The organism is Asaia astilbis JCM 15831 (assembly GCF_000613845.1).
Taxonomy (GTDB): domain Bacteria; phylum Pseudomonadota; class Alphaproteobacteria; order Acetobacterales; family Acetobacteraceae; genus Asaia; species Asaia astilbis.
Window position 1 is genome coordinate 1 of sequence record NZ_BAJT01000021.1, and the last position, 13,059, is coordinate 13,059.

Here is a 13,059-nt window from a genome sequence, read left to right on the forward strand (position 1 = left end):
CGGCGGAGGGGCTGGGGCGGATGGGGCTCGGTGCGGATGGGGGCTCGGCGTCGCAACGGGAGCATCATCGGCGCTGCTGCGACACAGTCCTATTATGCCAGCCCGTATTATAGCGGCAGCTACGTGCCTCAGCCTTACGTTGCCGTCCCTTACACCGATCAATGCGGCGGCTATGCCAATTGTGTGCCGGCCGAGGGATACCCCCCGCCAAATGCCTACGCACAACCTTATCCCGGGACCTATCCAGGCACTTATCCCAACGATCCCGATCCAAACGGTTACTGACACTCCCCACGGAAAAGGGCGGGCCCTCATCGAGCCCGCCCTTTTGCGTGTACCTGGTGTTTCAGTTCCATCGGGCGCGGCAAGGGAACTTCCCAAAAGGCGCGCCAAAGCGCCTCAGCGTGAGCGGCCGCGTCCGAAAATGAAGCTCGCCACAAACAGGACCAGGAAAATAAAGAACAGGATCTTGCCGATCGAGGCGAAGTCAGCCGAGATTCCACCAAAGCCCAGAAGGCCAGCGAGCAGGGCAAGAATCAGAAAGACGATCGTCCAGCGAAGAAGGTCCATGGCGATAACTCCGTGAATGGAACATAACAAAATCGTCATGATCCTTTTCATGAGCGTGAACGGGTAAACCCTGCACAGGTTTTACCTGTTACGAAGCGCTCTTGTGTTTTAATCTGTAAAGACGTTTCTGAGCGTTAACCGGCCCGTTAGCCGGAGAGTATTTTGCTGGGCCAGTGCCGCAGGAGATGATCCCATGAGCGCATTTCGATCTCTCTATCGCCATGGGTTTGCCCGCGTTGCCGCCTGTACCGTCCCGGTACGTCTCGCCGATCCGCGCCACAATCTGCAGCAGATCATCGAGCTGGCGCGGGAATGTGATGCCTCCGGCGCAGCGCTAGCCGTTTTCCCCGAGCTTTGCCTCTCGGGCTATGCCATCGACGATCTTCGGCAGCAGGATGCCCTGCTCGAGGGTGTTACCGAGTGCCTCGTGCAGCTGAAGGCCGAGAGCGCTGCGTGGAAGACACTTGTCGTTATCGGCGCACCGCTCGTGCAACGAGACAGACTCTTTAACTGCGCAGCCGTGCTCCACCGCGGAGAAATTCTCGGAATTATCCCTAAATCCTATCTGCCCAATTATCGCGAGTTTTATGACTCGAGACATTTCGTCGCCGGGGTCGACATCACAGGACAAACGCTCAGGATTGCCGATCAGGAGATCCCGTTTGGCGTCGATCTTCTTTTCGAAGCGCTCGATCTTCCCGGCTTCACGCTCGGTATTGAGATCTGTGAGGATCTCTGGGTGCCCAATCCGCCCAGCACCTCCATGGCCATGCCGGCGCCACGATCATCGGCAATCCTTCAGCGAGCACGATCACGATAGGCAAGTCGGAAGATCGCCATCTGCTCTGCCGTGCCCAGTCCCAGCGCGCTCTGTGTGCCTATGTCTATGCCGCTGCCGGGGCCGGAGAATCCACCACGGACGTGGCATGGGATGGTCAGGTTTCGGTCTACGAAGCTGGAAAACTGCTGGGGGAATCCGCGCGCTTTCCCCGAACCGCTCAGATGACGCTTTCAGATATCGATCTGGACCTGCTCCGTCAGGAGCGTATGCGCATGGGCAGTTTCCACGACTGCGCTCGCGCCCACGACCTCACGATATGGCGCCGGATCGGTTTCACTCTCTCACCGACCGATGACGATATCGGCTTCAGACGCGCCGTTCCTCGTTTTCCTTTCGTACCCGCAGACCCAAGCCGTCTGGATCAGGACTGCTACGAGGCCTGGACGATCCAGGTTCGTGCGCTGATGCAAAGACTGGAGACAAGCGGCGTCGAGCGTGCCGTCATCGGCGTATCAGGCGGTCTGGACTCAACCCTTGCCCTGCTGGTGGCCGCCCGTGCCGCCGATGAGCTCGGATGGGGCCGGGATCGAGTCCTCGCCTACACAATGCCGGCGTTCGCGACGGGCGATGAAAGCCTAGGCATGGCTCATGAGCTGATGAAGGTCTTGGGTGTCTCTGCTCATGAACTCGATATCAGACCGACAGCCCTGCAGATGCTCGACACCATTGGACATCCTTTTGCTGCCGGCGAAGCCGTGCACGATGTCACTTTTGAAAATGTGCAGGCCGGGTTGCGCACCGATTTTCTCTTCAGGCTCGCCAATCAGCATAACGGTATCGTGATTGGCACCGGGGATCTCTCGGAGCTTGCGCTCGGCTGGTGCACCTATGGCGTGGGCGACCAGATGTCGCATTACAACGTCAATGCCGGCATGCCCAAAACCCTGATCCAGCACCTCATTCGCTGGCTGGCGCGCATAGGACAATTGGGGAGCGGAATTGCCCCTGTTCTGGAAAGAATTGTCTCCGCAGAAATCTCGCCGGAACTCGTCCCTGCCGGAACAACAGGCGTGCAGAAAACGGAAGACAAGATTGGCCCCTACGCCTTGCAGGACTTCACGCTTTATTATGTCCTTCGGTACGGTTTTCGACCGAGCAAGATTCTGTTCCTCGCCCTGAACGCCTGGGAAGATCAGGAGCGCGGCCTCTGGCCCGCTCACTACCCTGCAGATCGCAAACTCGCCTATGACGCCGAGACAATCCGGCTCTGGCTCACGGTTTTCCTGAAGCGCTTTTTTGGCTTCAGTCAGTTCAAACGCTCCGCCCTGCCGAACGGCCCCAAGCTCTCATCAGGTGGCAGCCTGTCACCCCGCGGAGAATGGCGGGCCCCTTCTGACGGCACCCCGGCGGCCTGGCTGGAAGAACTGGAAAAAGCCGACATTTGAAAGCGCAAGCGTCTCAAGGACCAAGCCGGCAATTCAAGAGCGGTTACTTGGGCAACCGCGGTCGCTTTCAACGAACGCGCTTCGTTTTTCAAGAGTGAGGCATCGTGAGCACTCTGTACGAAAATCAACGGCCTATTCCAAGGCAACACGTTAACTCCGATCGAACCTCGCCTCACTTCATTGTGAATCGACCCGGAGGCGTTACATGATTATGTGCACGCGTAACAGAAACGGGATAAAAATTGCTTTGGCGACACTCGGGCACGCCAACTCTAAAAAAGCTTTCCCCAAGTTTCAGTAGTAATTTTTAACCTTTTTTAAACTTCCTAGACCTTTCTTTATTACTCAAACAATCCTCGGAAAATAATCAAAAAATAGAGTAATAAGAATTAGTGCAAAGATTTATCAAATATCGGATAAGAAGATTCGATATGATAAACCTTCGGTTCATATAAGTTAGCGTTTTCGTGAGTAACGTGTCTGTTTCATATTTCAGACATAATTGCTCAGTAAACAAACAGAGCTTGAATGCGACTGTGTTGGTTCTTTCTAAACCTCTCTTACCTATAACTCACTAGAGGTAGGGTAGTTATCTAGAGGAACGGTATCGAAAGATTTCTATCGTCGTCGATTTATTGACTTCGGTAAAAAGTTAAGACATCTATAACAAAGTCGATTCCCCGATGCGGATCTTGGTGGGCGGCACGACCTTGGCAGGGGCGAGTTCTTGAACTCGGCCTATTGTAACGGTTGGTGTCTGAAACCTCTTGAAAATGACAAGGAGCAGGTCGCATGGCGATCGTCACGGTAGTTGGTTCGTCTGGTATGACCGTACAGGTCACCGTAGAAGGTGCCCGTATGCAGACGCTCGCCTCGAGCTATGCGACTCAGATTTACAATGCGTCGAATCTGATCAACCTTTCCACAACTGACCTCGCTGCTGGCACGAACACGGCTCCGAACACTACTGCCAGTGTCGTTCAAGGGGCAATCACCGCTGGCGGTGCCTATTCCCTCGAGGAAACTACACAAACATCGTTGTCGGCGCGTCAGCACCGGTGGTTACGGGCAACACCATTTCCCCCACTCCTGTCTCGCCCTTGTCTGACGCTGTTACCATCAACGGAAGCGGTATTACGGCCAGCAAAGTCTCCGTCGCTGCAGGTAACACTCAGGGCGTCACCTTTTATGCTGGAAACTTTGGCGGCTCGTTCCTGTCGACAATGGGTAACAACCTGTTCGACGGCTCTGGCACTAATGGTGCCTGGACAATCGCAACCGGCGACGGCAACGACACGATCAATGGCACGAACGGAACCAACAATATTCGTGCCGGAGATGGGAACAACGTCATCAATCTTGGCGCGGGCGCCAATTTCGTTTCCTCGGAAGGTCAGGACACGATTACCGGTGTCGAAAATGCCTCCGATACGGTCACGATCCTCGGCGGCAACTCGATCGTTTCTCTGAAGTCCAATTCACTTGTCGTCGACTCTGCTCTTTCAGGCAGTCAGATTTCCGTGGGCATCAACAGCACCGTCTTTGGTGGCACGGGCTCTACAGTCAACTTTACGAGCCAGACCGGTTCTATCGTCGGTGCTGTGGGCGATACCATCTCGGCTGCTGGCAACCTTCAGGTCACTCACGGAACGGATCAGTCGATCAGTGTTTCCGGCGCGTTGCAATTCATCTCTGGCACGGGGAATACCTCGATCAATGCTGGTCTGGGTACGATCTGGGGTGCCAATGATCTTCGCGCTACGGTCAACACCAAGGGACTTGCTCTCTTTACTGCCAATCAGCCCAGCACGACAGGCAGCCAGTATATCGATGCTTCCTCGTCGGCGGGTACGCTTGAGGCCTGGACAGGTGCTGGCAACAACACGATCATCGGCACTTCAGGCTCTGATCACTTCGTATTCGGAACCCAGTTTGAGAACTCAAACGGTAACAGCTACGCAACCGTGACCGGCGGCAGCGGTGCAGCCAATACCTTCGGTGTTCTGAATGGCCACAACGGCGGTGATATCACAATCACCGATTTTGGTAGCGCTGCTGGCAACATGTTCTTCATGTACAATTACAAGCCCGCCGATGCAGACAAGGCGATCGCGGATCTCCTTGCCACTGCGACGATCAGCGGCGGCAACACGACGTTGCAGCTCGACAACAACATGAAAGTGACCTTCCTGGGTGTCACGGATCTGAAGGCTTCGAACTTCACGATCAGCTGACACTCTCCATTGATGTGATCACTTTTTAGAGGCTCGGTCGAAAGACCGGGCCTTTATTTTTATCGCGGCTAAGTTTGTGCGTATAAGACCCGAAGTTAAACCTCTGTCAGTTCTGACATCATCATAGAATGAGTGGTTCTTGCCCGATTCAATCGACCAGTCCGTAAGTCCCGTTAACGCCCATGAAAAAGCTTCTGACGAGATAGTAAGAGCTTCCGCTTTTCTGGCGACACTTCGCGCTGACTCCCTGCAATCCGACCTTCGTATAGCCAATCAGCAGTTGAAGCTCATGCGCGGATCGCTCTCCTGGCGCATCACTGAGCCGCTGCGTTGGATGAGGGCCTTAACACTTGGACGCCTTCCTCACGGCGTCTCATTTGGTGAGGCTTGGGAACAGTGCCAGGATTCGTTACGCTATGAGGGTGTAAGCAATATCGTCTCTCGTATTCTTGCTGCGACCAGAGTTGAAAATCGACAAGCTCGTCGAAATGCGGTGGCAACTGACCCTCTCTTTGCTTCGACAAAAGCACAGCAACAGTTCTTTGCACGCCCTGCTCCGGGCTCATCGGGGCTACTGCGCCCGCACTACCTTCTGATCGCTGATCTCGGATTGCAGCAATGCACCAAATACCGCGTCACACAGAAGGCCGAACTGCTTCGCAGCCTAGGCTGGACGGTTCAGGTCGTCGATTGGAACGATAGTAGCGAAGCACTCTCCTGGCTCCAGCTCACCACGCATGTCCTCTTTTATCGCGTACCGGGCACCGCATCTGTCCTAGCGCTTATCAACGAGGCCAAGCGTCTTGGGCTGAAACCAAGGTGGGAGATCGATGATCTTCTATTCAACAAGACACTTTATCGCCTCAACAACAATCTCGCGACACTCTTCCCGTCCGAACGTCGTGGGCTTTACGGTCTCGCGAACTCCTATTTGAGAGCGCTCCGTGCTTGCGGGCGCGGCATGGCATCCACCAAAGCGCTGGCCGAAGAAATGCGCAAGATCGGCATTCAGGATGTCGTTGTCCTCGAAAATGCCCTTGATGAACAGACCCTGAATCTGGCTCAGACACTCCTGAACTCGCCCACCTCAAGGGATCCTGATAAAATCTGGATCTGTTACGGATCGGGAAGCCGTGCCCACGACAAGGATTTCAAAGTCTCAGAAGCAGGGCTCATCGCTGCGATGCAGGCAGACGCACGTCTTCACCTTCTCATCGTCGGACCGCTACAGATCTCGAAGAGCTTCAACCAATTCGGTAGCCGTGTTCAGAGACGCAACGAGCTCTCCTATGCGCATTACCTCGCCGAACTTGCCAAGGCAGACATCGCGATCGCACCACTCGAGAATACGCTGTTCAATGACTGCAAGAGCAACATTAAATTTCTCGAAGCCGCGATCCTCGAATTGCCGTCAATCTGCTCGCCGACCAATACCTATCGTCAAGTGATTCAGCCCGGTGAAAATGGCATGCTGGCGGCTTCAACCAGCGCTTGGCAGGACGCATTTCTCTCCCTCGCTCGCGATCCCGATTTAAGAAAACGCCTTGCGTCGAAAGCCAAGGAGACAGCTCTCGCACTCTACGCGCCCGAGAGAATTCTAGAGCAACAGGCTGCCCCCTTATTCGGCAAGCCCCCTGCGTTTGCGCTTAGGGCGCCGCGTGTTCTGCAGGTGAACCTGTTTTTCGCTCCACGCTCATTTGGAGGAGCCACAATCGTCGTCGAGGCAATCCTCGAGCCACTTGCGAAGGCGGGATTCGAAAACAGCGTTCTTACGACCCGCCCTGTCCTCGAAAATCTGCCGGATGGCGCACTGCGCTATCATACCCTCGACACCGACGCGTTTTCTGTCGTGGCAGGAAGAAAGGGAGCGGATGACAACCTCACCATCGCGCGCCAGCTCGAGCGATGGATCGATGCCTGGAACGTTGACCTCGTCCATTTTCATGCCATCCAGGAAATGGGCGTCGGAATGGCTCGCATTTGTAAACAGCGAGGCATTCCCTACGTCATAAGCCTCCATGATTGCTGGTGGCTTTCAGATAACCTTTTCATCACCCGTGACGATGGACAGTATCACCTCGATCACGAAGACTTCCCCCAGACAGCAGGCGACTTCACACGCACGCACTACCTCAAGGAGCGGCGCAAGCTCATGCGCCCTGCACTTTTGGACGCTACGGCTATCCTCAGTCCATCCGAAGCGCACAAGAGCCTTTATGTCCGAAATGGCGTTCCGGCCGACCGTATCCTGATCAATCGCAATGGCTTTACCTGGCCATCTCGACCAAGGACCAAACGACCCTCCGGAGCCAAAGTGCGGTTTGCTTTTGTTGGGGGCAACGGTTTCATCAAGGGTTACCGTCTGATCCGTCGAGCATTCGAGCAAATGAAACGTAGCGATTGGGAGCTTGTTCTTGTCGATAACACGCTTAATTTAGGATTCCCCTCGATTGATACATCCGAGTGGATGGTCAGAGGCTCAATCCGCACCGTCCCCGCCTACACCCAATCCGGACTGGACGATTTCTACGATCAAGTGGACGTGCTTTTATTCCCGTCTCAATGGCGCGAGAGTTATGGCCTGACTGTGCGTGAGGCGCTGTCCCGCGATGTATGGGTGATCTCGACTGCGCCCGGCGGACAGGCGGAGGAGATTGTGGACGGAGTGAACGGATCGCTCATTCCCATCATCGACGATCCTGCCCCGCTTCAGGCTGCAATCGAGGCCCTTCTGGATCAGAAAGAGCGTTTCGATACCTACGTGAACCCTCACAAAGACAGCCTGCCGACATATGACGAACAGGCACAGGAGCTCGCAGCGCTTTATCGCGACATTCTGGACCGTCGTTTCTGAGCCTGGCATTCCGCTCGCCCGGACAGCAAAAGAAAAACCCCTCATCCGAACCGGGAGAGGGTTTTTTCATAACCGCTCGAAGAGGCGGCCCGAGCAGTGTACTGCCAGCCACCTGATCGAAACCAACCTTCTTTCATACCCGTAAGGAGCATGAAAGAAGGAGCAGCTCTTACTTGGATGGCAGAGCGTAGGCCATCACATAGTCGCCCTTATTGGCGTTCGTACCCGTACGGGTCGCACCGCCAGCAACAACGAGCACGTATTGCTTGCCGTTTTCGACATAGCTCATCGGTGTTCCTTGTCCGCCGACGGGCAGACGCTGACGCCAGACTTCCTTACCTGTCGTGAGATCGAAGGCACGCAGATAGTTATCGAGCGATCCATGGAAGAACGCGAGGTTGCCACCGGTCACGAGCGGGCCGCCCATCGTGGGCATTCCGACCGGGACATAGAGGTTCGGCACGATCCCCTTGTCGCCGAAGATACCGTGGATGCGGGCATCCTGGATGCTGCCGACCGGCACCTGCCACAGCGTCTTCTGCGTTTTCAGGTCGATCGCCGTCAACGAACCAAAAGGCGGCTTAAAGCACGGTGCCCCCATCGGTGAGACGAACATCGAACGCTCGACGCCCCAGGGTGTCCCGAGCTGCTCGGAATATTCGCCTTCAGTCGACGGTACGAGACCCGCCTGAGCCGCTTCCTCACGCTTGATGAACTGACCCCACATCGCCATGCGAATGTCGTTTACGACCAGCACGCCTGTCTGCGGATCGAGTGCACCGCCGCCCCAGTTCGAGCCGCCATAATAGCCAGGCCAGATCAGGGTTCTCTTCTTGTCACTCAGCGGCGTCCATTCACCTTCCCAACGCATCTTCTTGAACGCGATGCGGCAGTAGAGCTGATCGAAGATCGTCGCGCCCCACATGTCGCTTTCCTTCAACGGTGCGACACCGATCGACAGATCGGAATAAGGCTGGGTCGGGCTGATGCTCTGGCCAGGCATTCCGTCAGTTGGAACGGGGCGATCGGTCACCTTCACGACGGGCTTGCCTGTGCGACGGTCGAGCACGAAGACCTGGCTACGCTTGGTCAGCGCGACAACGACGGGTGTCGTCTCACCCTTGGCACCGGGCATGTCGTAAAGGATCGGCTGAGAGGTCACGTCGTAATCGAACATGTCCTTGTTGGCGGTACGGAAATGCCAGTGCTCCTGCCCCGTGCGAATATCGAGCGCAAGGATCGCATCGGTATATTCGTCGGAATAAGCATGACGATTACCGGACCAGAAATCCGGGGTCTGGTTGCCCAAAGGGATGAAGCAAGGCCCAGCTTCGGATCGTAGGACGCGGTGCCCCAGAAATTGGGAGTTTCGGTCGCGTAGATCTGACCGGCGGGAAGCGGACGACTGTCCTTGTTGCCACGCGATGCATCCCAAGCCCAGACAAGACGGCCCGTGCGCACATCATAGCCACGAATGACACCGGAAGGCTCACCCACGGTCATGTTGTCGTTGATCTTGCCGCCAACCATGATCACGCCATCGGCCACCAGCGGTGCCGAGGTGAGATAATAGGAACCGGGTGCTGTCGGACCGAGACCTTCGAGTAGATTAACCATGCCGTGATCGCCGAAATCCTGACACAGCGCTCCGGTCTTGGCATCGACTTCAAAAAGCCGGGCATCATTCGTCGTGCTGACGATACGACGGGCGCAAGGGGTTTCTGCAACGATCGGTTCTGGCGCGACAGGAATCTTGTCGCCCTGGGAAGGGAGGTTTGCTGTATCGGCCGTCTGATCCGCCGCCGGAGCAGGGGCTGTCGTGTCTTCGGGGCCAAATGCCTTGGCATCGGGCGCAAGGAGAGACATTGTTGTCAGATCAGCATAGCTGACACCGCGGCAGCGCTTCCATTCCTTGTTTCCGCGCGTCACTTGCAGATGCGGATCGAAACGCCAGCGCTCGTGACCCGTCGTCGGATCGATCGCGATGACCTTGTTGAGCGGTGTGCAAAGATAAAGCGTGTCGGCAACCTTGAGCGGCGTGACCTGATATTCCGAGCCGTCGATCGCCAGATCACCCGTGTGATAGGTCCATGCCAGCTTCAGTTTCGAGACGTTGTCTGCATTGATCTGGACCGTTGGCGTAAAACGGTCACCGGTGAGATTACGTCCCCAGGCTGGCCAGTCATTGCCATTCTGCTGACCAAGTGCCGTATCGACCTTCGGCGTCTGGGCCGGATCGGCCGTCACCTCGGCATGAGGACGGAACATGTTGGCGATGAGACCGCAGAACACGATCGCATAAAGAGCTGCAATGCCCATTCCCCAGGATTTGCGAATGCCGTCCTTGCTGCCTTCCGGACCGAAGAAGGGGACCAGAACCCCAACCACGATCGGCAGGACAAGGAAGACCACAACGCGAGGCACGATCAGCCAGAACACGGCGCCGACTTCGCCAAAGGCCCAGGCCGCAGCAACAAGACTGAGAAGAATGGCCAGCGGCAGAGCGACCAGACGACGGGTCAGGACGCCTGCGCCCACACCGCTCATCATGAGACCGAGAAGAATATAGGCCCAGCTTCCGCCCAGCCAGGCCAGATAGACCCCGCCAAGGGTCAGCAAAATACCGAGGAGCGCGATCACAACGCCCACAACGGTACACAACAGATGGAGAAGGCTTCTCACACGAAATCCTCACTAAGGGATTCCGATCTGCACAGTCTCCAGATCGTGAAGACGGCATCTCAGAATTTGATAAAGTGTCGGACAATCCAGAGACAAATTGACACAATATCCGGATCGTGCCGGACAGTAAGAATCAAGTACGTCAGGGGATAGCGCCTAAAGAGGCCGAAATATGGTCCAAACCAACTTCGTTATCCGCATCACAAATTGCAGATATTCGAGAAATCACATGATTTTGTTGATACTTACTTATTATTTCGATCCCTCAGACCACCTCATCCATCCCCTCTCTTCAGGCCAGAGCTATGACAAGTTTAATGAGAGCCATCACCAGCAATGAGAAATGAAAAAACACCATCAAGGCGGTGCCAGGCCTTCATGCCATCCAGGTCGCCACGGAGAGAGGTTCCCCCCCCCTCCGTAGCAAGCGGACTTTTGACGAGAAATGTCAGCGTCGCTGGTGCGCCACGGCCTGACGGGCAGACTTCATCTGAACTTCGGTAAAGGTTTTAGCATGGGAGGCCAGATCACGGCTGTCTTCCCAGAGATTGCGCCAGATACCCAGAATACCTTCAAGCGGCTGCCCGACCACAGCTGAGGAGAAGGACTCAAAGGTGATGGGACCCTGATAATCGATAGCCTCGAGCGCTCGGAAAATGCTGGGAAAATCGACCGAGCCCGAACCCAGATAGCCACGATGGGAGTCGCCCGTGTGGAAATAGCCGAGAAGATCGCCCGCTTCCCGGATTGCAGCAGCTGAGTCAGCTTCTTCGATATTCATGTGATAGCAATCGAGGTGCAGCTTTACATTCGGCATGTCGACTTTTTTGACATAGGCGATCGCCTGACGGGCCGTGTTGAGCACGTTCGACTCATAACGATTGACCACTTCCATGCCGAGCGTAATGCCGCTCGCCTGGGCCTTTTCTGCGACCTTGCGCATCACATCGATAGAGCCGCGAATACCCTCCGAGGTCACGGGGGCGGCATATTTCTGGAAAGCCGAGTAAAGAATACCGCAGACATGCGTCGCACCGACGTCGCGCGCGAGCGATATCGCGTCGAGCAGGTGCGCTTCCCCTCGTTTCACGCGCTCCGGGTCCCCCGATGAGATATCCATGTCCGAGGTGAGACCGAAAGACATGGTGATGCCGAGTTTGTTGCGTTCGAGTTCACGCAGCGTCGAAGGCACATCGAAGCCCTTGAGGTCCATCGTCGAGGCTTCGATCAGATCGTAGCCGAGCTCTGCGGTCGACCGGATGGCCATCGCCGCGTCATCAGCTGTCCAGCCGGCAGTCCAGACAAAAGCATGCAATCCAAGCTTGTTCATGACAGTTTTCCTGTTCTGGGAGGTGCGGTCGAACCGCGCACCGCGAGCATGCAGGGCAATCTCACCTGCACGGGGGCGGTGCTATCGCCCGCAATACGATGCGTGAGGCGCCTCCAGGCCTGTTCTCCCAGCTCTTCCACCGGTTGGCGGATAGCTGTGATGGGCGGTAAGGTCGCGCGCATCCACGCATAATCGTCGTATCCGACAAGAGAGACATCGTCGGGGACGACATGGCCGCTCTGGTGCAGGCAACGCAGCGCGCCCAGAGTGATTGAGTTGGTCAGAGCAATAATCGCTGTCGGCGCATCGTTCTCTGCCAGCGCCGCCGCAAGAGTAGGCAATGCTTCCTCAGCGTGATGACCAACTTCGAGAACCTTTGGCTCCGGCAAGCCCGCACGCGCACAAAACGCGACAATACCGGCGTGGCGCTGGCGAATATTGGCGAGAGACAGCGTGGTGGCCACGACGAGCATTTTGCGATGTCCGAGCCCGGCCAGATAGTCGGCCGCATCGCTCGCAGCCTGCTCATTATCGACCGCCACCGTGTCGGCCGTGCAGGATTGCGGGAGCCGGTCGAGCACCACGTAAGGAACAGCTGACGCCGAGAGTAAAGCCGCATCGGCAAAGTGATCGTCATTGGGCAGCACGACCATGCCGGCCGGTCGCCATGACAAAAGCGCCCTGAGACGAGAGGAGGCCGACGCTGCATCCTCCCCCGCACTTGCAACAATGATGTCGTAGCCGTCGTTGCGAGCGCAGGTTTCAAGACAGGCGATGATGGCAGTAAAAAACGGGTTATCGAGGCTGGGCACCAGAACGCCCACGACCCGGTTGCTTCCCTCGCGCAGCTGGATCGCGGCCCGGTCGGGAAAATAACCCAGCGTCTCGATCGTCTCCTGAATGCGCTCACGAACAGCCTGTGAGACATTCTTGCGCCCCCGCACGACGTTCGAGACTGTCGCAACAGACACGCCTGCAGCCTCAGCCACATCACGGATCGACACTTTTCCTCTTGGGGACCGCATCAAGGAATTTCTTTTGTTAAACGTTTAACTAAGGCGCAATTATTAGGAGCTCTCCGCTGATCCGGTAAATGACTTTCGTGTCATCACTCTTGATGGGGAACCTCTGGGAGCATCCAGACGCTCTCTTTGCAAGCTTCC

At 56.2% G+C, this 13,059-nt stretch carries 5 protein-coding genes and 3 pseudogenes; 4 read left to right on the forward strand and 4 right to left on the reverse strand.

Annotation, left to right across the window (positions count from 1 at the left end; all coding sequences use genetic code 11):
- Nucleotides 1-285, forward strand: a pseudogene (locus JCM15831_RS13805) (hypothetical protein); the annotation flags it as partial.
- A gap of 114 nt (nucleotides 286-399) precedes the next feature.
- Here JCM15831_RS13805 and JCM15831_RS13810 read toward each other — a convergent pair.
- On the reverse strand, nucleotides 400-570 hold the full coding sequence (locus tag JCM15831_RS13810; RefSeq protein ID WP_025824707.1) for a DUF1328 family protein: 171 nt from the start codon (nucleotides 568-570) through the stop codon (nucleotides 400-402).
- 193 nt (nucleotides 571-763) lie between these two features.
- Between JCM15831_RS13810 and JCM15831_RS19315 the strand changes: the two are divergent.
- The 3 genes and pseudogenes from JCM15831_RS19315 to JCM15831_RS13825 all read left to right on the forward strand — a co-directional run bounded on the left by JCM15831_RS19315 (nucleotide 764) and on the right by JCM15831_RS13825 (nucleotide 7,884).
- A pseudogene (locus tag JCM15831_RS19315) lies at nucleotides 764-2,796 on the forward strand (NAD(+) synthase).
- Between the two features lie 1,100 nt (nucleotides 2,797-3,896).
- Entirely contained in the window at nucleotides 3,897-5,030 is a 1,134-nt protein-coding gene (locus tag JCM15831_RS19320; protein WP_051528545.1) for a hypothetical protein, read from the forward strand.
- Nucleotides 5,031-5,523: 493 nt separating this feature from the next.
- Nucleotides 5,524-7,884 carry a glycosyltransferase gene (locus JCM15831_RS13825; RefSeq protein ID WP_232228218.1) on the forward strand — a complete coding sequence of 787 codons (2,361 nt, stop codon included), beginning with the start codon at nucleotides 5,524-5,526 and terminating at the stop codon, nucleotides 7,882-7,884.
- A gap of 169 nt (nucleotides 7,885-8,053) precedes the next feature.
- Here the strand turns inward: JCM15831_RS13825 and JCM15831_RS24210 are convergent.
- The 3 genes and pseudogenes from JCM15831_RS24210 to JCM15831_RS13840 form a co-directional block, all read right to left on the reverse strand.
- A pseudogene (locus JCM15831_RS24210) lies at nucleotides 8,054-10,434 on the reverse strand (membrane-bound PQQ-dependent dehydrogenase, glucose/quinate/shikimate family).
- 580 nt (nucleotides 10,435-11,014) lie between these two features.
- The gene (locus tag JCM15831_RS13835; RefSeq protein WP_025824709.1) at nucleotides 11,015-11,896 is read right to left on the reverse strand and encodes a sugar phosphate isomerase/epimerase family protein; all 882 of its coding nucleotides are present in this window, start codon (nucleotides 11,894-11,896) and stop codon (nucleotides 11,015-11,017) included.
- Nucleotides 11,893-12,921 carry a LacI family DNA-binding transcriptional regulator gene (locus JCM15831_RS13840; RefSeq protein ID WP_025824710.1) on the reverse strand — a complete coding sequence of 343 codons (1,029 nt, stop codon included), beginning with the start codon at nucleotides 12,919-12,921 and terminating at the stop codon, nucleotides 11,893-11,895. Before JCM15831_RS13840 ends, JCM15831_RS13835 begins: the two co-directional genes overlap by 4 nt.
- Nucleotides 12,922-13,059: the final 138 nt, after the last annotated feature.